Source organism: Sphingomonas sp. BK345, from assembly GCF_014193845.1.
Classification (GTDB): domain Bacteria; phylum Pseudomonadota; class Alphaproteobacteria; order Sphingomonadales; family Sphingomonadaceae; genus Sphingomonas.
Genome location: NZ_JACHZX010000005.1, coordinates 39,317 through 62,305, shown reverse-complemented (window position 1 = coordinate 62,305; position 22,989 = coordinate 39,317). Strand labels below are relative to the sequence as shown.

General features: G+C 71.8%; 18 protein-coding genes. 10 read left to right on the top strand and 8 right to left on the bottom strand.

The window, feature by feature from the left end:
• The first annotated feature begins 56 nt into the window (after nt 1–56).
• Together FHY03_RS15555 and FHY03_RS15550 are read left to right on the top strand one after the other, a co-directional pair.
• Nucleotides 57–344, top strand: a complete 288-nt coding sequence (locus FHY03_RS15555; RefSeq protein ID WP_183923555.1) for a hypothetical protein — start codon at nt 57–59, stop codon at nt 342–344.
• A gap of 51 nt (nt 345–395) precedes the next feature.
• On the top strand, nt 396–1,469 hold the full coding sequence (locus tag FHY03_RS15550) for a hypothetical protein (protein WP_183923557.1): 1,074 nt from the start codon (nt 396–398) through the stop codon (nt 1,467–1,469).
• A 73-nt stretch (nt 1,470–1,542) separates the two neighbouring features.
• Here the strand turns inward: FHY03_RS15550 and FHY03_RS15545 are convergent, their stop codons facing one another.
• The 5 genes from FHY03_RS15545 to pdxH all read right to left on the bottom strand — a co-directional run bounded on the left by FHY03_RS15545 (nt 1,543) and on the right by pdxH (nt 5,462).
• Entirely contained in the window at nt 1,543–2,496 is a 954-nt protein-coding gene (locus FHY03_RS15545; RefSeq protein WP_311721908.1) for an ATP-grasp fold amidoligase family protein, read from the bottom strand.
• 212 nt (nt 2,497–2,708) lie between these two features.
• Nucleotides 2,709–2,948 (bottom strand): hypothetical protein, encoded by a 240-nt coding sequence (locus tag FHY03_RS15540; RefSeq protein WP_183923559.1) that lies wholly within the window; start codon nt 2,946–2,948, stop codon nt 2,709–2,711.
• Nucleotides 2,949–3,127: 179 nt separating this feature from the next.
• A complete protein-coding gene (locus FHY03_RS15535; protein WP_183931626.1) occupies nt 3,128–3,934 on the bottom strand; it encodes a PhzF family phenazine biosynthesis protein in 807 nt (268 codons plus the stop codon).
• Nucleotides 3,934–4,887 (bottom strand): cation diffusion facilitator family transporter, encoded by a 954-nt coding sequence (locus FHY03_RS15530; RefSeq protein ID WP_183923563.1) that lies wholly within the window; start codon nt 4,885–4,887, stop codon nt 3,934–3,936. The genes FHY03_RS15535 and FHY03_RS15530 overlap by 1 nt, the downstream gene beginning before the upstream one ends.
• The gene (gene pdxH / locus FHY03_RS15525) at nt 4,884–5,462 is read right to left on the bottom strand and encodes a pyridoxamine 5'-phosphate oxidase (protein ID WP_183923565.1); all 579 of its coding nucleotides are present in this window, start codon (nt 5,460–5,462) and stop codon (nt 4,884–4,886) included. Before pdxH ends, FHY03_RS15530 begins: the two co-directional genes overlap by 4 nt.
• Nucleotides 5,463–5,578: 116 nt before the next feature.
• On the opposite strand from pdxH, the gene FHY03_RS15520 reads away from it, so the two are divergent.
• The 5 genes from FHY03_RS15520 to FHY03_RS15500 all read left to right on the top strand — a co-directional run bounded on the left by FHY03_RS15520 (nt 5,579) and on the right by FHY03_RS15500 (nt 13,510).
• Complete coding sequence (locus FHY03_RS15520; protein ID WP_183923573.1) at nt 5,579–6,484, top strand: Ku protein; 906 nt, start codon at nt 5,579–5,581, stop codon at nt 6,482–6,484.
• Between the two features lie 169 nt (nt 6,485–6,653).
• Entirely contained in the window at nt 6,654–9,146 is a 2,493-nt protein-coding gene (ligD, locus tag FHY03_RS15515) for a DNA ligase D (protein ID WP_183931625.1), read from the top strand.
• 215 nt (nt 9,147–9,361) lie between these two features.
• Entirely contained in the window at nt 9,362–10,036 is a 675-nt protein-coding gene (locus FHY03_RS15510) for a hypothetical protein (protein ID WP_183931624.1), read from the top strand.
• A gap of 73 nt (nt 10,037–10,109) precedes the next feature.
• On the top strand, nt 10,110–12,581 hold the full coding sequence (locus tag FHY03_RS15505; RefSeq protein WP_311721903.1) for a circularly permuted type 2 ATP-grasp protein: 2,472 nt from the start codon (nt 10,110–10,112) through the stop codon (nt 12,579–12,581).
• 47 nt (nt 12,582–12,628) lie between these two features.
• Complete coding sequence (locus FHY03_RS15500) at nt 12,629–13,510, top strand: transglutaminase family protein (protein WP_183923736.1); 882 nt, start codon at nt 12,629–12,631, stop codon at nt 13,508–13,510.
• 9 nt (nt 13,511–13,519) lie between these two features.
• Here the strand turns inward: FHY03_RS15500 and FHY03_RS15495 are convergent, their stop codons facing one another.
• Nucleotides 13,520–14,104: a hypothetical protein gene (locus FHY03_RS15495; RefSeq protein WP_183931623.1), complete on the bottom strand. Its 585-nt coding sequence runs from the start codon at nt 14,102–14,104 to the stop codon at nt 13,520–13,522.
• Between the two features lie 117 nt (nt 14,105–14,221).
• Here FHY03_RS15495 and FHY03_RS15490 point away from each other — a divergent pair, with 117 nt between their 5' ends.
• Genes FHY03_RS15490 through FHY03_RS15480 form a run of 3 tightly spaced genes read left to right on the top strand, consistent with a single transcriptional unit; the run spans nt 14,222 to nt 17,339 of the window.
• Nucleotides 14,222–14,875: a response regulator transcription factor gene (locus FHY03_RS15490; protein ID WP_260159318.1), complete on the top strand. Its 654-nt coding sequence runs from the start codon at nt 14,222–14,224 to the stop codon at nt 14,873–14,875.
• The gene (locus FHY03_RS15485) at nt 14,872–16,974 is read left to right on the top strand and encodes an ATP-binding protein (protein ID WP_183931622.1); all 2,103 of its coding nucleotides are present in this window, start codon (nt 14,872–14,874) and stop codon (nt 16,972–16,974) included. Before FHY03_RS15490 ends, FHY03_RS15485 begins: the two co-directional genes overlap by 4 nt.
• A complete protein-coding gene (locus FHY03_RS15480; protein WP_183923585.1) occupies nt 16,974–17,339 on the top strand; it encodes a response regulator in 366 nt (121 codons plus the stop codon). Before FHY03_RS15485 ends, FHY03_RS15480 begins: the two co-directional genes overlap by 1 nt.
• Here FHY03_RS15480 and FHY03_RS15475 read toward each other — a convergent pair.
• A complete protein-coding gene (locus FHY03_RS15475) occupies nt 17,329–17,931 on the bottom strand; it encodes a PilZ domain-containing protein (RefSeq protein WP_183923587.1) in 603 nt (200 codons plus the stop codon). The genes FHY03_RS15480 and FHY03_RS15475 overlap by 11 nt on opposite strands.
• A gap of 38 nt (nt 17,932–17,969) precedes the next feature.
• Entirely contained in the window at nt 17,970–22,964 is a 4,995-nt protein-coding gene (locus FHY03_RS15470; protein WP_183931621.1) for a DUF11 domain-containing protein, read from the bottom strand.
• Between the last annotated feature and the right edge of the window lie 25 nt (nt 22,965–22,989).

Here is a 22,989-nt window from a genome sequence, read left to right as displayed (position 1 = left end):
CACCGCGCCGTCGGCGAGATCGAGCGCTGCGGCAGCTCGCCCGCGCCAAGCGCCTCGTGCTCACGCTGTCGACGTTGGCGGCGGCGCTATCGATCGTGACGCTCTCGACCAGCCCGCTCGAGTGGATCGCCGCCGGTGACGATCTCGTGCCGGGATCGCGGTGTGCCGTGCTCGGCGCACGCGATCCCGCCCGGCCGCTGCTGGCCACGTTGACGCTCCTGCCCGTCGTGGCCCTGCTGCTGTGTGCCTGGTGTCGGCCGCGCTCGCGGCTCTGCCTTCTGCTCGGCGCGGCGACGCTGCTGCTGTGGGTCTATCGCTTTCAGCTCCGTCACTTCGGCTGCTGAGCGGCGGGCAGGTTGACGGCACGTTAACCGATCGACGCGCAATGTGCCGGCGTGCCCGCCTCGTTCTCGTTTCCTGTCGCACTGCCGCCCCGTGCCGTCGCGCGGCTGCTGCTGGCGGCGACGATAATGCTGATCGCGATTGGCCTGCTCTCCCCTGCCCCGCCGACGGCGCACCCTGCCGCCACCGCCTCGAACGGTGACGCCGCGCTGTATCGCGCGATCGACCGCCGCGTCGCCGATGGGCAGGGTTACTACGCCGCGGTCGCCGCCGAACATCGCGCCCGCGATTTCCCGCTGAAGCCCTTCGTCGCGGTGCGGCTACCGACGCGTGCCTGGATCTATCGTCTGGTCGGCGCGCAGGGCGCTCTGTGGGCGCTGCGCGCGCTGGCGCTGCTCGCTGCGATGGCCTTCGCTTATCGCCTGCGCGCGACGATCGGCCCACGTCTCCTCTGGGGCGGCGCCAGCGCGATCGCCGCCGCGTCCGCGCTGCCGCTGGCCAATGCCGTGGTCGCGCTCTGGCCCGAGTGCTGGGCGGGGCTGCTGGTGGCGCTGTCGCTCGCGTCGCGTGACCAGCGCCGCTGGCGGGTCGCCGCGCTGCTTGGGCTCGCCGCCGCGCTCTTCCGAGAGTTGGCGCTCCCGTATCTCGTCGCGATGGCGTTCGCCGCGGTGCTCGAGCGGCGGCATGACGAGGCGCTGGGATGGGCGGCCGCCGCGACCGCCGCCGTTATCGCGCTCACGGCCCATGCGAGCGCGGTCGCTGCGATACTGCGGCCGGGCGACGCGGTGTCGCAAGGATGGGTTCGCGCGGGCGGCTGGAGCTTCGATCTCGCGATGGCGCGCGCCACCACGCCGCTCGCACTCTTCCCGACAGCGGCCACCGCCGTCTGCGTCCCGCTCGCGCTCTACGGCTGGGTGAGCAACTCGTCGGGCTATACACGCCGCGTTACTCTCGCCTTGGTGACGTTGCTGGTACCCACGCTGCTGATCGGGCGGCCCGAGAACAGCTATTGGGGGCTGATGCTCGCGCCGGTGTGGCTCGCCGGCCTGCCGCTCGCACTGCCCGCCATCGCTCGCGCGGTTGCGCCTGCTGCAACGGCGACGCGTCAACTTGCAATTGCGCGCTAACCAGGCGTTGACCACATGACGGCTATTGCTGCACCGCAGCATCAACCTTAGGATCTCCCATGTTCTCGCTCGTCTACCTCATCATCAGCCATCGCCGCGCCGAGCGCACCTGTGCTGCCGTAGCGCCGGTCGCCGTGCCGATCGTCCCGATCGCTGACGAGCCGTACCGCCTCGCTGCCTGACAGGGCGCGGACTGACGCTCGGCCCAATAGGAGCCGAAGTGGAGGTCCCAACTGACCGGCCGGAAGCGATCGAGCCCCGAGCCGGGATAGAGCGTGAACTCGCCGAAATACGGCCGGCCGGCGACGTCATAGAGGTCTATTCGTGCGAAATCGTGCGGTGCGCCCAGCGTCTCGGCCGCCGCAATCATCCGGTCGAGCGACGCCGGCGGCATCACCGGGCGCGGATCGGCGGGAAACTCGAAGGCGAGGTCGAGCCGGCGCCATGCGCGGTCCAGCATCACGCGGCGGTGGCGATGCTCGCGGTCGAGATCGACCTGGATGAACTCGACCCGCCCTCCGAACACGAAGAACTTATAGTCGACGGGCAGCACCCGGCCGCAGCCGATCAGCGGCTCGACCAGCAGTTGCGGCGCAATCTCCGAGTAGAGCCACTCATGCAGCAGCGGCGCATAGGGCCGGCGCAGCCAGCGCGCCGCGCGACGCCGCTCCGCCGCCCAGTCGAGCGATTCCCCGTCTCGAACGAACACGTTCTGCTGGCTCGCGTGCGAGGACTTGAGCACGAACGGGCGCGGCCAGGGCGGCGTGTCGGGGAGCGCGGTGCCATGCCACAGGGTCGGGATCACCCACTCGCCGCCCAGCGTCGCGGCGACATGCGCCTTCACCGCGACCTTGTCGGCGAGTTTGGGCCAGCGCGGGTCGCGTTCGAACAATTTGCGCGCATACACCAACTCGCTGAAGCGGCGCGGTGCGGCAAGATCGGGCAGCCGCCCGAACCGCCAGAAATAGATCAGTCGCGGCAGCACGTTGGGCGCGCGGCGCGGACGGCACTGCTCGGGATATGGCACGCTCGGTCCCGGACTGCGGAGGCTCGTTGCGCGGTTACTCAGCCGCCGACGCAGGGGCAAGCGCGCGATCGACGCGCCGGTGCCTCCGACCGGAATGGCGTTCAAGGCGCCAACAACAAGCGCCCGGCGCGGGGGAGCGCCGGGCGTAGGTTGGTCTAGGGAGCACTAGACGGTTCGGTGCGGCGCCCGTGGGAGGGGCGCTGAAACTCGGATCAGAGCGTGTTGCCGGCGGTGGCGCTTACATTGTCGCCGGTCGCGTTGGCGGGCAGCGCGCCCAGGTCGGTGCCGTTGCCGACCGACGCGAAGTTGCCGTCGGCGGGCAGCTCCTCGTTGAGCACCGTCTCATTCGCCAGCGTGTCGTTGGCGGCGGTGTCGTTGCTGGTCTTCGAACCGCAGGCGGCGAGCGCCAGCGCCAGGCAGATCCCGGTCGCACCGGCGACGATCTTCTTCATCAACTCCGATCCCCTTCAGATAGGCGGCGCCTCGCGCCGTCATCGCCAATCTACACTGCTCCGATCGGAAAACAAGTGAGTAGAAGCCTCGACCAACCCACGACGGCGAAAGACGGCGTAGCACGCACGAGAACGATCGCGCCCTGAAGGCGCCCCTCTCCCTCATTGTAGGACGAACATCAGGGGAGGAGGAACGTACCCTCGATCACGGTCACGCAATCGCCGCGCAGGATCACCCGGTCGCCGTCGAGCCGGCAGCCCACGCGCCCACCCCGCGCGCTCGCCTGGAACGCGCCGAACGAGTCGCGGCCGAGCCGCTCCGCCCAGTACGGCACCATCACCGCGTGCGCGGAGCCCGTCACCGGGTCCTCGGGGATGTCGAAATAGTCTGTGAAGACCCGGCTGACCACGTCGGCGGTCTCGCCGCGCGCCGCGACGATATGGACGAACGGCCCGAGCGCCTTGATCGCACGCCCGTCCGGCGCCGCCGCCCGCACCGCCGCCTCGTCGGCGACGATCACGAGCGCGTAGCCCTTCTCGTACCACAAGGTCTCGACCGCGTCGACACCGAGCGCCGCGACGATCTCGGGCAGCGCGCGTGGCGTCGGCTTCCAGGCCGGCAGCGCCATCGCGTAGCTCGCGCCCACCGCGCCGTCCGCGCGCGCGACCTCGAGCACGCCCGCCTGCCGCGTGCGGAAGCGCACCGAGTCGCGGTCACCATCCGACGAGAGCACAAAATGGCCGCTCGCCAGCGTGGCATGGCCGCACAGCGCCACCTCCGCGGCGGGGGTGAACCAGCGCAGCTCGAAGTCGCTCTCGCCGCTCGCGTCGGGGACGAGGAAGGCGGTCTCGCTGAGATTGTTCTCCTCGGCGATCTGCTGGAGCAGCCTGTCCTCGGGCCAGCTCGCCAGCGGCATTACCGCCGCCGGATTGCCCGCGAAGGCCGCGTCGGCGAAGGCGTCGATCTGGGCGAAAGGGATGCGCATCAATAGCCTACTCGCTTGCCGAACCAGTGCGGCGTGACGTCGGCCTCCACCAGCGGGTTGTCGGTATCGACATGCCCCTCGGGGTCGAGGTGGATCAGCGTCTCCACCCGCGGAAAGGTCTGGCGCAGCGCCACCTCCACCCGCTCGACGATGTCATGCGCGTCGCGGACGGTGAGGCTCGGATCGACCTCCATGTGGAACTGCGCGAAATCGTGGCTGCCGGCGCGGCGCGTGCGGAAATCGTGGATGCCGCGGATGCCGGGCTGGCGCGCGGCCACCTCCATGAAGGCGGCTCGCTGGTCCTCGGGCCATTCCTTGTCCATCAGCATGTCGATCGCCTGGCTCGACGCCTGGAACGCGCCCCAGGCGAGCCACAAAGCGATGGCGATGCCGAACACCGGGTCCGCCCCCGACAGGCCGACATATTGGTCGAGCACCAGCGCCGCGATCACTGCCACGTTGAGCAGCACGTCCGACTGGTAATGGACGTTGTCCGCGAGGATCGCGACCGAGCCGGTGCGCCGGATCACGCTGCGCTGATAGGCGAGCAGCGCGAAGGTGGCGAGGATGGCGAGCACCGACACGCCGATGCCCAGCCCCGCGTCCTCGTTGGCGGCAGGCGCGGAGAAGCGCTGGATCGCGCGCACCGCGATGCCGATCGCCGAGGCGGTGATCAGCACCACCTGGAACAGCGCGGCGAGCGCCTCGGCCTTGCCGTGACCGAAGCGATGGTCGTGGTCGGCGGGCTCGGCGGCGAGCTTGACGCCGTACAGCGTCACCAGGCTGGCGAGCAGGTCGAGCCCGGTGTCGGCCAAGCTGCCCAGCATCGCGACCGAGCCGGTGTGCCAGGCGGCATAGCCCTTCACCACCAGCAGCGAGCTGGCCATCGCCACGCTGGCGAGCGCGGCGCGCATCGCCAAGGGAACGGCGCGACGGCGTTCCTCGTTGGTCATGGGAACAGCAGCCCCTCGTTCCAGCCGTCACCCGCGCGGGTGAACAGGCGCCGCTCGTGCAGCCGGTGCGCGCGGTCCTGCCAGAACTCGATCTCCTCGGCGGCGACGCGATAGCCGCCCCAGAACGGCGGGCGCGGCACGTCCTGCCCGTCGAATCGCTCGCGCATCGCCTCGACGCGCGCCTCGAAGGTAGCGCGCGAGTCGAGCGGGCGCGACTGGTCCGAGGCCCAGGCGCCGAGCTGCGAGTCGCGACCGCGCGAGGCGAAATACGCGTCGCTCTCGGCGTCGCTGACGCGAGTTACGCTGCCGGTGACGCGCACCTGACGGCGCAGCGACTTCCAGTGGAAGAGCAGCGAGGCCTGGGCGTTGGCGCCGACCTCCTCCGCCTTGCGGCTGCCGCGGTTGGTGTAGAACACGAAGCCATCGGGGCCGTGCCCCTTGAGCAGCACCATGCGCGCTGACGGACGTCCGCGGGCATCCGCGGTGGCGAGCGCCATCGCGTTGGGGTCGTTGGGTTCGCTCTGTTCCGCCTCGGCGAGCCAGCGGTCGAAGAGCGCGATCGGATCGTCGGCCATGCCGCGCATCTAGGCGAAAAGGGCCGCGATTTCCACGCCCGATCGGGCGTGACCCGCGTCGAGGGAACCCGTCTGGCGGCAAATGATTGAATCGCCTCCGGAACAAGGGAAACGACATGGCCGCGCGGGCATATTGGCAGGGACAGATCCGGCTCGCGCTGGTGTCGATCCCGGTGGAGATCTACTCGGCGACCAAGTCGGGCGCGCAGGTCAGCTTCCACCAGATCCACGAACCCTCGGGCAAGCGGATCAAGTATGAGAAGGTGGTGCCGGGCATGGGCCCGGTCGACACCGACGAGATCGTCAAGGGCTTCGAAGTCGAAAAGGGCGAATATGTCCTGCTCGAGCAGGACGAGATCGACGCGGTCAAGCTCGAGTCAAAGAAGACGCTGGAGCTTACCCAGTTTGTCGACGCCAGCGACATCGACGTGCTCTATTATGAGAAGCCCTATTTCGTCGTCCCCGCCGACGATCTCGCCGAGGAGGCGTTCATCGTGCTGCGCGAGGCGCTGCGGCGGACCAAGAAGGTCGGTCTCGGGCAATTGGCGATGCGCGGGCGCGAGTACGTCGTCAGCCTGAAGCCGTGCGGGCGCGGCATGGTGCTGGAGACGCTGCGCTACGCCGACGAGGTCAACAAGGCACAGGGCTATTTCCGCGACATCCCCGACGAGAAGCCCGACCCCGAGCTGCTCGATCTGGCCGAGGCGCTGATCGAGAAGAAGAGCGGCGCGTTCGACCCGCAGGAGTTCCACGACCGCTACGTCGACGCGCTGCGCGGGCTGATCGAGCGCAAGCGCAAGGCGCACGGGCGCAAGATCATCGAGGACAAGGACGAGGGTGGCGGGCGCTCGGGCTCGAACGTGGTCGACCTGATGGCGGCGCTGAAGAAGTCGATGGAGGGGTCGCGGGGCGCTGCCAACGAGAACGCGGGCGCTGGCAAAACCGCGGCCAAGCCGGCGACGAAGCGCGCGCCAGCGAAGAAGCCCGCGGCTAGGAAGCCGGCCGCGAAGAAGAGCGCGTGAGTGTCATTCTCCTCCTCCGTCATCCCGGACCTGGTCCGGGATCCACTCGTCCGCGCGAGCAACACCGCCTGAGTACGCGGCACGGTGGATCCCGGAACAAGTCCGGGATGACGCCAGTTGATGAGGCGATTGCTTATCGCAGCAGCCACCCACTTGAGGATTGGGTCGCGTGACGAGGAAGAAGGGCGAGGAAAAGCCGTCCCCCACCGACCCGCTCGCGCGCTACAACGCCAAGCGCGACTTCAGCCGCACCGCCGAGCCCGCCGGCACGCTCGCACCCGGCAACGGCAACAGCTTCATGGTGCAGAAGCACGACGCCACGCGCCTGCACTGGGATTTCCGGCTCGAGATAGACGGCGTGCTCAAGAGCTGGGCGGTGACGCGCGGCCCCAGCCTCGATCCGAACGAGAAACGGCTGGCGGTGCGCACCGAGGATCATCCGCTCTCCTATGCGAAGTTCGAGGGGACAATTCCCAAGGGCGAATATGGCGGCGGCACGGTGATGCTGTGGGACCGCGGCACCTGGTCGCCGATCGCGGGCAAGAGCGCGCGCGACCTCGACAAGGGCCACCTCCATTTCGTGCTCGACGGCGAGCGGATGAGGGGCGAGTGGCTGCTCATCCGATTGCGCCCGCGCGGGAAGGAAAAGAACGAGAACTGGTTGCTGCGCAAGATCGACGATGCCTACGCCGGCGGCACCGACACGTTGGTCGAGACCGCGCTGACCAGCGTCGCCACCGGCCGCGCGATGCAGGAGATCGCCGAGAGTGCGCCGCCGCACGAGGAGGCCGCCGCGACGAGAGCGAAGCCTGTCAGAGCCAAGGCCAAGCCCGCCAGCCGCGCGCGCAAAGCCGCCCTGCCCGCCTATGAGCCGCCGCAGCTCTGCACCTTGGTCGACGCGGTGCCGAGCGGCAGCGACTGGATCCACGAGGTGAAGTACGACGGCTATCGCGCGCTCGTCGCGGTCGCCGATGCGCAGGCCAAGGTCTACACGCGCAACGGCCTCGACTGGACCGACAAGTTCGCCGGCATCGCCTCGGCCGCCGCCGCGCTCCCGGTCGGCAGCGCGCTGATCGACGGCGAGATCGTCGCCTTCAAGGATGGGCGTCCCGATTTCTCGACGCTCAAGGACGCGATCAGCGGGGGCGGCGCGATGACGCTCTTCGCCTTCGACCTGCTCGAGCAGGACGGCGAGGACCTGCGCGGGCTCGCCAACGTCCAGCGCAAGGAGCAGCTGCGCGCGCTGGTGGGTGTCGGCGAGGAGCGGCTCCAATTCGCCGAGCACGTCATCGGCGCCGGCGAGCAACTGTTCGAGACCATGTGCCGCGAGGGCTTCGAGGGCGTGGTCTCGAAGAAGGCCGACGCGCCCTATCGCGGCAAGCGCACCCAGGCGTGGCTCAAGGTGAAATGTACGCGCCGGCAGGAGTTCGTCGTGGTCGGCTGGACACCGTCGGACAAGCGCCGCGGCTTTCGCTCGCTGCTGCTCGGCGTCAACGAGAGCGGCGAACTGCGCTACGCCGGCAAGGTCGGCACCGGCTTCTCGGGCGCGCTGATCGAGGAGCTGACCGCCAAGCTGGAGAAGCTCGAGCGCAAGACGCCCACGGTCGCGGCGCCGCGCGCGGCGGTACGCGGCGCGCGCTGGGTCAGCCCGAAGCTCGTGGCCGAGATCGCCTTCACCGAGACCACGCCCGAGGGCGTGCTGCGCCACCCCAGCTTCCTCGGCCTGCGCGGCGACAAGAGCGCCGCGGAGGTGGTGGTGGAGCGGCCCGCACCCGCGCCGAAGGCCGCCGCGGCGCCGACCAGCTCGATCAAGGTGTCGAGCCGCGACCGCCTCATCTTCCCCGAGAGCGAGGTGACCAAGGGCGACCTCGCGGATCATTATCTTGCGGTCGCCGGGATCATGCTGCCCTGGGTCGGACACCGCCCCATCAGCCTGGTGCGCTGCCCGCAGGGGCGCGCCAAACACTGCTTCTTCCAGAAGCACGACGCCGGCTCGTTCGGCGACACCGTGCACCAGGTGCCGATCCGCGAGAAGGACGGCTCGACCGAGAACTACCTCTACGTCGACTCGGCGGACGGCCTCGTCGCCTGCGTCCAGATGGGAACGATCGAGTTCCACGGCTGGGGCTCGACCGTGACAGCGTTGGAACGGCCCGATCGCATGGTGTTCGACCTCGACCCCGACGAGGATCTCGACTTCGCCGCCACGAAGCGCGCCGCCGAGCATCTCAAGGAGCAGCTCGCCGAGCTGGGCCTGACGAGCTTCCCGCTGCTGTCGGGCGGCAAGGGCGTCCATGTCGTGGTGCCGCTGACGCCGTCGGCGGAATGGCCGGCGGTGCGCGACTTCGCCGAGCGGTTCGCGCGCGCGCTGGCGCAGGCCGAGCCCGAACACTTCGTCGCGAACATGAGCAAGGCCAAGCGCAAGGGCCGGATCTTCATCGACTATCTGCGCAATCAGCGCGGCGCGACGGCGATCATGCCCTATGCCGCGCGCGCGCGCGCCGGCGCACCGGTGGCCGCGCCGGTGTCCTGGACCGAGCTGCGCGACCTCGACACCGCGGCGCGCTGGCACGTCGGCGATGCGGCCGAGCTGATCGCGCGCGCCAACGGCCGCTCGCTCAAGGGCTGGGGCGTGGCGGACCAGGCGCTGCCCGAGGTGTGAGAGGTGAGAGCGGGACCGCTCCCATGGTCGCAGCTCCTCCCCGCTAGCGGGGAGGGGACAGCTCGCCGTAGGCGAGTGGTGGAGGGGGCTCTCCACGCAGCGCAGCATTCGCGGCGCCCCCCCTCCACCATGCTGCGCATGGTCCCCCTCCCCGTGCCGGGGAGGATCTGGGGCCACAGCGAGCTCGCGCGGTCGGATCACGTTATAGTGGTCTCATGTACCACCCGCTCAGCCTCGCCCTCCTCCCGTCCGCCGTCGCGCCAGCGGCCGCGACGACGCTCCCTCCCTCCTGGGTCGGCACGGTGCAGGGGCGGCTCGCCGCCGACGCAGCGCTCCACGCACTGAGCGAGCGGCTCGCGTCCAGCGAGAGCGCGACTCTGGTGCTCGACGGCTGGTGCGCCGAGCATCAGATGGCCGCCGACCCCAAGATCAAGGCCGAGCGGATCCGCGGCGACGAGCGCCCCGCCCCGCCCGAGGTCCGCACCCTGCTCAAGGTCTCCGCCACCGAGCGGGTCGGCTACCGCCACGTCCGGCTGCGCTGCGGGCAGCACGTCCTGTCCGACGCGGACAATTGGTACGTTCCGGCGCGGCTCACGCCCGACATCAACCGCCAGCTCGACACCAGCGATACGCCGTTCGGCCGTGCCGCACAGCCGCTCCATTTCCGCCGCTACACGCTGACGAGCCAGCACCTGTGGTCGCCGCTACCGCGGCGCTGGGAAACGCTACCCTCCTGGCGCTGGCCGCACCGCGCCGAGATCGACGTCGCCGACACGGTGATCGAGAATCGTGCCGTGCTGCTGCTCCCCGACGGCGCGCCGATCAGCGCGGTGGTTGAGCGCTATACCGGCGCGGTGCTCGCCTTCCCCGCCCCGCCGGTGGCGCGCTGAAACATTGCGCCGCGGCTTTGCACTGCACCGCGGCATCGCCTAGGGTCGTCCCCGCCCGCGCACGGAGGACCGAGTGGCGACCCAGCCTGCCCTGTTCGATGCCGGGACGAACGCCCGCCGCTGGCTCGATGATTACGGCGGCGCCGCCGACGATGCGATGCGTGCGGGCGACGCCGCTGCAGCGCTGGCGATGCTCGAGGAACTCGCCGCCGTTGCGGGCGACGACCTCGGCCACGCGCGCGAGCGGGTGCAGCGCCACGCCGCCGACATCGGCACCGGCTTCCGCATCATCGGCGAGGACAGCGAGCGGCCCTGGCCGGTCAGCCCGATCCCGCTGCTGATCGAGGCGGACGAATGGGCGCGTATCGAGCGCGGCGTCGCCCAGCGCGCCGATCTGTTCGAGACGATCCTCCAGGACCTGTACGGCGCGGCGCAGCTGGTCGAGCGCGGCCACCTGCCCGCCACGCTCGTCACCGGCAGCCCCTATTTCCTCCGCCCGCTGGTCGGCCTGACGCCGCCGGGCGGCTACCACCTCCGCTTCGTCGCGGTCGATCTCGGGCGTGGGCCCTCGGGCGAGTGGCGCGTGCTGGCCGACCAGCTGCGCGCACCCACCGGCGCGGGCTATGCGCTGGAGAACCGGCTGGCGGTGAGCCGCACGCTCGGCGGATTGCAGGGCCGGCTCAACGTGCGCCGCCACGCCCCCTTCTTCGCCGCCTTCCGCGACGGGCTCGCCGCCGCGTGCCGACGCAGCGACCCGCGGATCGGGCTGCTCACCCCCGGCCGCTACAATCCCAGCTATCCCGAGCAGGCGCATCTCGCGCGCTACCTGGGGTTGCTGCTGGTGGAAGGCGACGACCTCGCCGCGCTCGAGGACCGGCTGTACGTGCGCACGATCGGCGGGCTCAAGCGGGTCGACGCTTTGTGGCGGCGGCTCGACCCGCGGCTGCTCGACCCGCTGGCCTTCGACTCGCACTCGCGCATCGGCGTGCCCGGCCTGATCGACGCCTGGGGCGCGGGCAATGTCGTGCTCGCCAACGCGCCCGGCGCGGGGGTGCTGGAGAGCGCCGCCTTCGGCGCCTTCCTGCCCCAGCTCGCCACTCGGCTCACCGGTGCGGACCTGATCCTGCCCAACATCGCCACTTGGTGGTGCGGCCAGCCGCGCGAGGCGCAGCATGTCGCCGCCGAGCTGCCCTCGCTGCTGCTCTCCTCCGCGTTCGGCGCGCGCACGCTCGGCCTGCCCGGAGAGGCGCCGGTGGCGGGTGCCGACCTGTCCGAGGCGCAGCGGGCCGCGCTACTGGAGGCGATGGCGGCGCGACCGCAGGACTATGTCGGGCAGGAGATCGTCCGCCTCTCGACCATGCCCGTCGTGATCGCGGACCGGATGGAGCCGCGCCCCTTCACGCTGCGGGTCTTCGCCGCACGCGACCGCGACGGGTGCTGGCAGGTGATGCCCGGCGGCTTCGCACGCATCGGCGCCCACCCGGACCCGCGCGCGGCGGTGATGGGCGAGGGCAGCTGGTCCGCCGACGTCTGCGTCCACGGCCGCGATCCGGTCGCGCCCGTGTCGCTGCTGCCCGCGGTCGACACGCTCCACGTCCGCCGCAACCCGGGCACATTGCCGAGCCGAGTCGCGGACAATTTCTTCTGGCTCGGCCGCTACCTCGAGCGCGGCGAGGCGATGCTCGCGGTGATCCGCGTGATGCTGGGCAACTCGATCGACGCCGACGCCGGCGCCGCGCTCGGCACCGCGACGGTCGGCAAGTTGGTCAACGAGCTGGTCGGTGCGGGCGCCGCGCCTTCGCCACCGTCGCTGCGCCGCGCCGACCTCACCCATTTCGCGCGCACCGCGATGGAGGCGCGCGCCGACGGCTGGCAGTCGGTCGCCGCGATCAACGCGCACGCGCAGCGGATCGCGGGCGGCTCGCGTGACCGGCTGTCCGCCGACATGATCCGGCTGCTCGACGCGCCCTTCCCTACCCACCGCGGGCTGCTCGACCGCGCCGGCTCGCTCCAGCGCCGCTACGCCGCCATCGCTGGGCTCTCGGCCGAGCATATGGGTCGGACCGCGGCGTGGCGCTTCCACGACCTCGGCCGCCGCATCGAGCGCGCGCAGGCGATCGCGCGCGCCGCGCGCGTGTTCGGCGCGACCGGCGCCTCGCTCGACGATCTCTCAACGCTGCTCGACCTCGGCGACAGCCAGATCAGCTACCGCCAGCGCTATCTCACCGGGATCGCGCGTGTGCCCGTGCTCGACCTGGTCGTGCTCGATCCCGGCAACCCCCGCGCGCTGATGTTTCAGGTCGAGGCGATCCGCGACCATCTCGCCCGCCTGCCGGTGCTGCAGGACGACGGCATGGCCGAGGCACAGCAGATCGAGGCGACCGAGCTCTACGCGATGGTCGCGCCCGAGCAGGCCGCGACGCTGACCGGCGAACTGCTGCTCGCGATCGAGCAACGGCTCGGGCGGCTGTCCGACGCGGTGGCGCGACGCTACTTCCTGCAGGGCGCCGAGCCGCTGCGCGCGGGCGGGTTGACGCTGGCATGAGCGACGTGCTCGCGCCCGCCCCGCTCGCCGCCGACGCGGGCCAGGCCATGCGCTACGACATCGTCCATGTCACCCGCTTCGACTATGGCAATGCGGTCAAGTTCGCGCGCTGCAACCTGCGGCTGCGCCCGATCGACTGGCCCGGGCAGCGGGTCGAGTCCTACACGCTGACCGTCGCGCCGGCGGGGCGCGTCCACCCGGCGCGGGCCGAGGCGGGGCTGGCGCATGTCGCGCGGCTGGTGATCGAGGAGCCGGTGCGCTCGCTGACGATCGAGAGCCGTGCGCGCGTCACGATCGATCGCGCCGTGCCCGTGCCGCAGGCGGACGACCCGTCGCTCGCCGAAGTGGCGGCGCTGGCGCGGTCCTCTAACGACCTCTCCGCGGCGGGACCGGCGGCCTATCTCTTCCCCTCGCCGCTGATCCCGCTCGATCCCGCGATCGCCGATTATTGCCGCGCCGATCTCGCCCCCGGATGCAACGCGCTGGAGGCGGGGATCGCGCTGGCGCGGCGGATCCAGCGCGACTTCGTCTTCGATCCCGCCGCCACCTTGGTCGACACGCCGCCGCACGAGGCGTTCCGCCAGCGCCGCGGCGTGTGCCAGGATTTCGCCCAGGTGATGATCACCGGACTGCGCGCCGCCGGTCTGCCCGCCGCTTATGCTTCGGGCTATATCCGCACGCTGCCGCCGCCCGGGCAGGAGCGGCTGGTCGGCGCCGACGCCACCCATGCCTGGGTGCTGCTGTGGTGCGGCCCCGCGCGCGGCTGGATCGGGCTCGACCCCACCAACGGCATCTGGATGGCCAGCGACCATGTCGTCGTCGCGATCGGGCGCGACTATGCCGAGATCGCGCCGGTCGACGGCGTGGTGCTCGGCTCGGGCGCGCAGGCGATGGAGGTCAGCGTCGACGTCGCGCCGCTGACGGACTGAGCCCGCGGCTCAGCCGCGCCGCGCGATCGTTTCGATCGCGTGGGCCGCGGCGCGGCGCGCGCTGTCGGCCAACCCGGTCTCGCCCTCGGAGAAGCGCAGCCACAGCCGCCCGAGCGCGGCGAAGCCGAGCGTCCCCGCAATCCCCGCGACTCGATGCGCCATGTCCGCCAGCGCCGCCAGATCGTGCTCGTCGCGCGCGGCGGTGAGCATCACGCTGAAGCGCTCGACCAGCGCCGCCACCTCGGCGGCACCGAAACTCGCCTCGAGCCGGTCGAGCGTCGCCAGCGTGGCGTCGCGGTGCCAATCCGCGAGCGCGTCGGCGAGCGCCTCTGGCAATGCCTCCGCCGGCACTGCCGCGTCATAGCCGAGCGCGCGCCAGTCGTGCCGTTCGATCCAGTCGTCCGGCGCGAGCGCGAGCACCGGGAGACACGGCACGTCGGCGAGCGCACGAACCCGCGTGGGCGACGGCGCCCCGGGCGTGATCGCGACGAGCGCGGCGTCGGGCGCCTCGGCGCCGACACGCGGATCGGCCGCCCCATCGCACAGCCGCCAGCCGCCGACGTTCAGCGTCGCCGCGGCGGGCCCGACGAGCATGAGACAGTGATTCTTCTTTATCCGCATCAAACTTCCACCGTTCTGGTCGAAAAATCGCTCGACAGAGCGGCCCCGTCGCGAAACCCTTTCTGCCACAAAAAAGATAATGAAGTCGGTATGATGCCAGAACAGGAGCAGAGATTAGGGGGCCGCGCCCTCGTCGCTGACGATCACCCGCTGACGCGCGAGGGATTGTCGCTTGCCGCACGCGCGGCGCTGCCGGGCGTCTCGGTCGTCGCGGTGGGCACCGTGAGCGAGGCGAGCGAGGCTGCCGCCCGCGGACCGTTCCGCATCATCCTGCTCGACTTCCACCTGCCCGACGCGAACGGCTTCTCGGGCCTGCTGACCTTGCAGATGCACGCGCCGCGCACCCCGGTCGTGCTCGTTACCGCCAGCGAGGAGCCCTCGCTGGTCGAGGCGGCGCGCGCGCTCGGTGCCGCCGGCTATCTGTTCAAGAGCCTGCCGCTCGACGCCTTGGCCGAGCGGCTGCGCCGGATCGACTCGGGCCAGACCGCTTTCCCGCCGATCAGCGGCGCCGCGCCCCAACTCGGCGACCTGCGCGCGCGGATCGAGACGCTATCGCCGGCGCAGCGCGGCGTGCTGATCGCGCTCGCCGACGGTCGCTCGAACAAGCAGCTCGCGCGCGACCTCGACGTCACCGAGGCCACGATCAAGGCGCATATGACCGCGATCTTCCGCAAGTTGGGCGTGACCAACCGCGCGCAGGCGATGCTGGCGGTACAGCCGCTGCTCGGCGCCACGCCCAAGTGAGCGCGGGGACGCGACCGCGGCCGCCCTCGCGTCGGCGCTTCCTGCTGGTCGCCGTGCTCGCCCCGCTGCTGGTGGCGGCGCTGATCGCCTGGACCGACTCAGAATATGCGCGCTCGCTTCGGCTGCAATCGGCCGCGGCGCGTTCGTTTGATCGTGAGCGCGCGCAGGTGATGCTGCTCTCCGCCATGAAGGACGCCGAGACCGCGCAGCGCGGTTATCTGCTCACCGGCAATGCCGCCTTTCTCGGTCCCTATGCGCCTGCCCGCCGCTTCGTCACCCGGCTACGTGCGGTGGAGGGGGTCGCTGATCCGGAAGTGGCAGCGCTGATCGACACCAAGTTCGCCGAGCTCGATCGCACGCTGGCGCTGTCTCGCGCCGGCCGGCGCGAGGCCGCGCGTGCTGCGGTGGCCGACGGCGAGGGGCGGCGTGTCATGGACCGGCTGCGCGCCGCGCTCGCGCGCGCCGGTGTCAGCGAGCGGGCGCTGACCGCCGAACGCCGCGCCGCCTTCGCGCGGCAGCGGAGCGAACTGCGGCTGCTGCTGCTCGCCACCGGCGCGATGTTGACACTGGCGCTGGCACTGACGCTTCGCTCGCTGTGGCGCTCGCGTCGCGAAGCATACGATGCCGCGCTCGACGCCTATGAGAAGGGCGAGCGCAATGCCGCGATCCTGCGCGGCACCAGCGACGCGCTGCTGATCCTCAATCCCAGCGGTACGATCGAGATGATCAACGACGCCGCCGGCGCGCTACTCGGTTATACCCCCGAGGAGCTGGAGCGGCGCGATGTCGCCACGGTGCTGCGCATCGCCGAGGGCAGCGGCGGCTTCCACGAGCGTATCGGGCTGGACGATGGCCGGCTCGATCGCCCCCTCCTCACCGACCGGGTCGCGCGCCACCGCGATGGCAGCGAGCGGCACGTCGACGTGGCGATCGGCGTGATGCGCGTGCCGAGCGGCGACCATCTCGTGCTGTCGCTGCGCGACGCCTCCGAGCGCGCGCGGGTCGAGCGCGCCAAGGACGAGTTGATCTCCACGATCGGACACGAGCTGCGTACCCCCCTCACCTCGGTGGTCGGGTCGCTCGCGTTGCTGCGTGGCGGTGCCGCGGCGGACCTGCCGCCGCAGGCGGCGCGGCTGGTCGACATCGCCGACAATAACGCGCGGCGGCTGATCCGGCTGATCAACGATTTACTCGACATCGACCGGATCGAGTCCGGCCAGCTGGCGATGGCGCGCACGCCGCTCGACCTCCGCGAGGTGGTGGCGCGCGCCGCGCTCGACAGCGACGGCCTCGCGCGCAGCCGGGACGTGGTGCTGGCCGACGCGTCCGCGGGCGCCCCCGTGCCGGTCGAGGGCGACGCGGAGCGGCTGCTGCAGGTCGTCACCAACCTCGTCTCCAATGCTATCCACGCGTCCCCTGCGGGCGCCACGGTGACGATCGCGGCACGAGTCGAGGCCGGGCGCGCGCTGATCGCGGTCGAGGATCGCGGCGAGGGCGTGCCGGCGGCGGTGCGGCCGCGGCTGTTCGAGCGATTTGAGAGCGGCCGCGCCGCGACCCATGCGCCCGCCTCGGGGCTGGGGCTGGCGATCTCGCGCGAGATCGTCCGCCGCCACGACGGGACGATCTGGTTCGAGGATCGCGACGGCGGCGGTACGCGCTTCGCTTTCGCTCTGCCATCACCAGGAACGGAGCCCGGAGACGCGCCCGCCTCCGACGCGCCGCTGCCGCTGCCGCTGCTGCTTCACCTCGACGACGACCCCGACGTCCGCGATACCGTCGCCGCGGCGCTCGCCGGAGTCGCGCGCGTGCTGCCGGCGGCGAGCCTCGCCATGGCGCGCGCGCTGCTGCGCGACGGCGCGCCGGACCTCGCGCTGCTCGACATGCAGGTGGTCGACGGCCACGGGCCCGAGCTCGCGCCCGAGCTGGTCGACGCGAGCGGCGCGCCGGTGCCGGTGGTGATCTACTCGGGCCAGGTGGTACCGCCCGCGCTCGCTGCCCGCGCGGCGGTGGTGCTCACCAAGGGACGCCACGACCTGCCTGAGCTGGTTGCGACGGTGCGGCGGCTGCTCGCCGAGAGTCACGCGCCGGTGGACGCCTGATGTCGCTGCGCCTGCTCTTCGTCGACGATGATCCCGATATCCGCACCATCGTCGAGCTGGCGCTGGGGCTCGACCCGACGATCGAGCTGCGCGTCGCCGCCAGCGCGGGCGAGGCATTGAACGCGCTCGCCGCGACGCATCCCGACGCCGCGCTGCTCGACGTGTCGATGCCCGACATGGACGGTCCTGCGCTGCTCGCCGCGCTGCACGACCGCAGCCCCGGTCTGCCGGTGATCTTCATGACCGCGCACGGTCGCGAGCGCGACGTCGCAGCGCTGCGCGCGATCGGCGCGCGGGGCGTGATCGTCAAGCCGTTCGACCCGCTGTCGCTGTCCGCGCAGATCCTCGCGCTGCTCAGCGGCTGAGCGTCGCCTCCAGCCGCGCGATCGCACCGGCGAGCTGGCGCACGCTGAGGGGAGCGGCGAACTCGATCGCGAACGCCTCGTCCCCGGCCCAGGCGAGCTTGCCGCGGACGACCAGCTCGGCGTCGATCACCACCTCGATCGCGCTGCCGGCGTCGGCCGGCGGCGCACCCGCGACGCGTACGCCGCCGAGCCCGAGGTCGATCGCGCGATGCTCGGTGAGCCGCGCGTCGGTGACGAGCTCGACCGGGCCGTCGTAGCGGAACCGCGGGCTGCGCGGCGTTTCGGCCACCGCGCGCAGCGCCTCCTCACCGAGCGGCTCGTCGAAGCTCAGCCCCACCATCGTCTCGCGTACCCAGCGCACCGTGGCGGCGCGCGCGATCAGCCCGCGCGTCTCGATCGTCGCCGCCGTGCCGACCGCGGGCGGCGGATCGAGCTCGATCCCCGCACCGCCCGGCCCGAGATTGCGGACGGTGCAGACGTGCTGCCGTCCCGCGACCATCAGGCGACCCAGCGCGTAGAGCGTGCGCTCGCGCGGCGCGGCGCGCTGCTCCTCGCCCGCGCGCGACGGCACCTGATCGGCCCCCTGGCTCATCCCGTCCTCCGTCATGCGCCAGCGCGCCGCGTGATTAATCATCCTGCCCGCCCCAACAATGATCCGACGCTGTCGCGATCGAACTTCAACCGCAGCGTCACATACGGCCCCCGCCGCGTATAGCGATCCTGACCGAAGTCGCGGTCACGATAGCCGCTGACGTTATAGCCCGCGCTGATCCACAGGTCACGTGCCGGCGACACGCCCACGTTCGGCCCGGCGCTGAAGGCCATGGTGTGGCTCGAGATACCGTGCTGCACCGAACCCTGCACCCCGAGATCGAACCGGCGGCCGAGATCGCGCCGCAGCTCGACGCCGACCACCTGGGTGAGCCCGGTGTAGTCGTCGGCCCCGAAGCTGCCGCGCACCCATTTGATGCCGTGATACAGCGTCAGCTCGGTCCCGTGGCCCTCGCCCTCGGCGCCGCTTCGGTAGTTGAGCGCGACGTTGTTGATCGTGCGCAGCGTCGCCTGGAAGGCACCGCCGCCCGTATCGACGCCGAGCACGTTGCGGTCGGTGACACCCGCGTCGGCCTGGTCGTGGCGCAGCGAGAGCCGCTCCAGCAGCGACCAGCGGCCGTCGAGCGGGCGCCACGCCAGCGCGACATCGCCCGCGAGCGAGCTGGCCCTGGCGTCGGGCGACTGCGTCACGCTGTACCAGCGCAGCCCCGCCGCGAGTGTCCGCCCCTCGCCGAGCGAGCGCAGCGCGCTGCTGGTGAGCCCGAGCCGGTCGCCGGCGTCGCTGGCGCGATATTCGGCCCGACCGTTCCACGACCAGCGCCCCGCGCGATAGCTCGCGCCGAGCGTCACCGCGGCATAGTCCGCGCCCGTGCCGTCCTGCGTGGCGGTGCCGGTCACGCCCGACTGGAAGGCGTTGACGGTGGCACCCTCGGGCAGGTGGCCGCGCAGCGTGCTGCTCGCGTCGAGCGTCGCGTCGACGATCCAGCGCGAGCCGAGCGGCAGCGACTGGCTGAGCCCATATTGCGCGAAGACGCGCTGCGCGTTCTCGCTGCCGACCGCCTGCTGGTTGAGCGTGCTCATCAGCTTGCCGCCGGTCCAGGGCGCGACGTCTAAGCCGAGCCGGGCGGTCTGCGCGGTGTAGCTGCTGCCCTCGGCGATCTCATAGCCGCCGATCAGCCGCACCGTCGGTGCGACGCGATAGGCGGCGCTGAGCTGATGGCGCACCGGGAAGTCGACGCTGGCTTTGTCACCGCCGGGCGCCACCTGGGTCTGGCCGGTCAGGGTCAGCTTGCCGTCGAGCACCGCGCGCGTGCCGCCGAGCGTCAGCAGCCGCGAGTCGCGCGCCTGGCCGTCGACGCCGCGATCGGACGCGAGCTGCGCGCCGGCGAACAGCGCGCCCGTCTCGCGGCGCCACTCGAGCCGCGCGTCGAGCGCGCTGCGGCTGCCCGGCGCGTCGAGCTGCTGCTGGTACCAGCCGGTCGCGGTGAGCGACAGGGCACCGCTGAGCTGGACGCGGCCGTCGGCGCCGAGGCGGCGCGCGCCGGCGTCCACGACGTTCTGCTGCGACACGCCGAAGCCGCGATCCTGCTGGCGCGCGTAGACGAGCAGGTCGCCGCGCGCGCCGTGATGCTCCGCCTCGGCGAGCCAGGCGCGGCCCGCGCCGAACCCGCCGCGCCCGCCCGTCGCGGCCTCGGCGCGCAGCTCGGTCGCCGCGCCGGCATGTGCCTTGACGTCGACCGCGACGAGGTCGGCGGTGGCGGTGGTCTCGTCGTGCAGCGCGGTGGCGCCGAGCTCGACCTTGCCGCTCGCCAGCCGCACCGCGCCGCGCGCACCCGCCACCTTCTTGCGACCGGAGCCATAGGTCTCATAATCGACCACGATCACCACCGGGTTGAGCGCGGCGTCGCGCGTCAGCACCGGCTCGCGGAAGCGGATCGTGCCCGCCGCGGCGTCGATGTCATAGTCGAGGTGGCGCGTCATCTGCGTCGTCGCGACGATGCGGTCGGGGCGGAAGCGGTCGCGCACCTCGATCCGCAGCTTGTCGCTGTTGGGCACGATGTCGCGCGCCATCAGCCGGTACGGCCCGCTTAGCCCATTGCCTGCGATCTCGTCGCGCGCGTAGCGCTCGTCGGTGTGCGCAGCGAAGGCGCTGAACAGCAGGCGCTCGCCGTCATATTCGGCCTTCAGCCCGTTGAGCGTGCGGCTGTAACGGCCGAGCCGGGTCTGCGTCAGCCCGGTCTCATAGTCGCCGAACAGCGCGTAGAACTCGCGCCGCTCCAGCCGCAGGTACAGCTTGCGATCGGTCGCGGCGTCATAGCCCTGGCGCGTGCCGTCACCGTAGACGGTGTAGTAGCGGTCGGGATCGATCGTGCCGAGCAGACCGCGCGTCGGGTCGCGGCGGCGATCGCTGTCATAGGCGATCGTCGCCAGCCACGAACCCTTGATCCGCCCCTTGGCGTAGAGCGCGAGCTGGCCGTCGCGCACCGTGCCGCCGCGCACGCCGGCGGGCAGCGTGCCGCCGTGGCGGCGCAGCGTATCATAGCCGAGCGTGCCGGCGCCGAAGCCGACGACGGTCCAGCTTCGCGCCGGGGCGGCGAGCCAGCCGGTGAGGTCGACGGTGCGGCGCGTGTCGCGGTCGGCGATCTCCACGTGCGCGCGCACCGCGCCGCTCTGCATCGTCGGCTCGAGCGCGACGAAGGCATAACCGTCGTCGCCGACCACCTGCGCGCTGTGGGTGCCGCCGTCTGCGACCTGGCGGCGCTCCTGCGCGATCGCGACCTCTTCCGCCACGGCGTAGGGCGCGTCGACGCGCACGGTGAGCAGCGTGCCTGCGCGTACCGGGCGCCCGCTCGCGTCGGTGACGCGCAGCGCGAGCAGCGGGCGGGCGAGCCCGTCGGCCACCAGCCGGCTCTTCTCGGCCACCGCGACGACCTGCGCGGGCGCGCCGGACGTGTGGACGGTGCGGGTCAGCGTCGCCGCGACCGCACCGTCTGCGCCGAGCACGCGCGCGACGAGCTGGTTATCCCCCGCGCGCAGCGGCACACCCGACCAGCGCGCCACCGCGATGGTGCGGGTGGGGTCCAGGTCGGTGCCGTCGAACGCGAGCGGGTCGCTCGGCTCGCCGTTGATCGTCAACGCGACGCGCTGGCCGGGCAGGTGCTTGATCGCGACGCGGACGGCGGGCGCGCGCGGGTTATGCTCGGGCTCGGGGAACAGGAAGGCGATGCCCGGCGCCTGGCCGGCGAACCAGTCGCGCGCGGCGCCCGCCGCGGCGGCGTCGGCGAGCACCGGCACCGGCAGCGCGGCCGCCGCGGCGGCGGTGCGGCCGGTCGGGCGGAGCTGGAAATCGACTCGCTTCAGCAGCCCGCCCTCACTCTCGACAAAGCGCGAGGTGGCGCTGCCGGCCTGGCGGGTGTCGGCGTCGCATGCCACCGGGGCGTGGCTGGCGGGCACGGAATCGCGGTCGAGCGCGACGACGTGGCGGCCCGGGCGCACCCCCTCGAGATGGTACAGGCCGTCCTTGTCGGTGACGACATAGGTGCCGTCCTCGAGCAGCAGCCGGATACCGGGCACGCCGCGCCGCCCCGCCACCGGGTCGCGGCAGTCGCCCTCGGTCACGCGGCCGATGACGGTGAAGCCGTCGGAGAAGAGCAGCGGCCGGATCCGCACCGCCGCCGCGGCCTCGTTGCCGGTGGCCCCTGCGCTGCCGCTGGCGAGCACGCGGTTGACCGTGTCGCCGGGCTTGGCGCCGGCGGCGATGGAGACGGTGTAGCGCAGCTCGACGGTCGCATGCGCCGCGATCTCCGGCACCGCGAAGCTGAGCTTCCGCCCATCCGGCGCGAGCTCTGGCTCGGCGACCCCGCGGGTCGAGCCGCGCTGGTAGCGCAGGCCGGCGGGCAGCAGATCGGTGACCGAGACGGCGCGCGCCGCCTGCTCGCCGCGGTTCGTGATGGTGACGCGATATTGCACGACGTCGCCCGGCGCAGCCTCGCGCGTCGAGGCGGTCTTGCTCAGCAGTAGGATGGTGTCGCCGGTGCGATCGAGCGGGATATCGGAGTAGAAGGGATCGGGCGTGGTGATGGTGAAGCCTGCGCCGAACGACGCGGCGTTGATCATGTACGGCCGCCCCCCCGGGTCGAGCAGCCGCGCCAGCTCGGCGGGGTCGCGCGTCGATGGCGCGACATAATTGGCGGGCGGGACGATGCGCAGGTGGTAGGTGCCCGGCGCGACGAGCGGGAAGCGGTAGTTGCCGGTGGTGAAGCGATACTCGCGGCCGCTCGAATCATGCGCCGAGCCGCCGCTGATGACAGTCGCGGGATAGGCGCTGACGCCGTCGTCGCCGTAGACCTGCGCGACATGGCCGTCCCCGTCGAGCAGCGTCACCTCGGCGCCGTCGACCAGCGCGCCGGTGGCCGAGTCGAACACGTAGCCGGCCGGATCGACCAGCACCGACGCCTCCGACGCCATGCTCAGCGCGTTGCCCGCGTACGACATGCGCAGCCGCATGCCGCGATTGCGGGTCGGGTCGCAGGCAGCGAGCTCAAGCTGGGTGCCGCCGCCCGGCACGCCGCCGGCGAAGACGCCGGTGTTCGGCCCGGTCTCGAGCAACGGCAGCTTGACGGTGCGTGAGTCAGTGGTGACGTCGATCCAGTCGGTCTCGCGTACGGCGGGATCGTGGTTGTCCGCCGCGGCGTCGAGCACGATGATCATCGGCTGCTTGGTATCGATCGTGCGCAGCGGCGCCGCGCGGGCGAGATCCACGGCCTCGATCGGCGCCGGGGTGAACGGCGCCGCGGCGTCGGGTTCGCAGTGCATGCCGGTGAGCCGATAGCCGATCGGCAGCAGCCGGAAGCTCAGCGAGCTTGGCCGTCTTGTCCGGTCGACCGCGAGCGTGACGGTGTTCGAGTCGATCGTCGTGCGGCCGGCGGGCGCGCCGAAGCTGAGCCGCGCGGTGTTGCTCACCTGCGCGAGCTGCCCCTCCGCGCCGGTCGCCAGCGCGGTGAGCGCGCACAGCGTCGCCGCCGCGAGCGTGCGCAGCGTGGCGAAGGCAGAGAGGGCGCGCGATGTGGGCATGCAGGGTCCCTGCCCGGCGCGCGCG

Excerpts from the sequence above, each read along its gene's own strand:
- FHY03_RS15540 (WP_183923559.1), bottom strand. The coding sequence starts at position 2,948 with ATGAAGAAGATCGTCGCCGGTGCGACCGGGATCTGCCTGGCGCTGGCG.
- FHY03_RS15535 (WP_183931626.1), bottom strand. The coding sequence starts at position 3,934 with ATGCGCATCCCTTTCGCCCAGATCGACGCCTTCGCCGACGCGGCCTTC.
- FHY03_RS15530 (WP_183923563.1), bottom strand. The coding sequence starts at position 4,887 with ATGACCAACGAGGAACGCCGTCGCGCCGTTCCCTTGGCGATGCGCGCC.
- pdxH (WP_183923565.1), bottom strand. The coding sequence starts at position 5,462 with ATGGCCGACGATCCGATCGCGCTCTTCGACCGCTGGCTCGCCGAGGCG.
- FHY03_RS15520 (WP_183923573.1), top strand. The coding sequence starts at position 5,579 with ATGGCCGCGCGGGCATATTGGCAGGGACAGATCCGGCTCGCGCTGGTG.
- FHY03_RS15510 (WP_183931624.1), top strand. The coding sequence starts at position 9,362 with ATGTACCACCCGCTCAGCCTCGCCCTCCTCCCGTCCGCCGTCGCGCCA.
- FHY03_RS15500 (WP_183923736.1), top strand. The coding sequence starts at position 12,629 with ATGCGCTACGACATCGTCCATGTCACCCGCTTCGACTATGGCAATGCG.
- FHY03_RS15495 (WP_183931623.1), bottom strand. The coding sequence starts at position 14,104 with ATGCTCGTCGGGCCCGCCGCGGCGACGCTGAACGTCGGCGGCTGGCGG.
- FHY03_RS15490 (WP_260159318.1), top strand. The coding sequence starts at position 14,222 with ATGATGCCAGAACAGGAGCAGAGATTAGGGGGCCGCGCCCTCGTCGCT.
- FHY03_RS15480 (WP_183923585.1), top strand. The coding sequence starts at position 16,974 with ATGTCGCTGCGCCTGCTCTTCGTCGACGATGATCCCGATATCCGCACC.
- FHY03_RS15475 (WP_183923587.1), bottom strand. The coding sequence starts at position 17,931 with ATGAGCCAGGGGGCCGATCAGGTGCCGTCGCGCGCGGGCGAGGAGCAG.
- FHY03_RS15470 (WP_183931621.1), bottom strand. The coding sequence starts at position 22,964 with ATGCCCACATCGCGCGCCCTCTCTGCCTTCGCCACGCTGCGCACGCTC.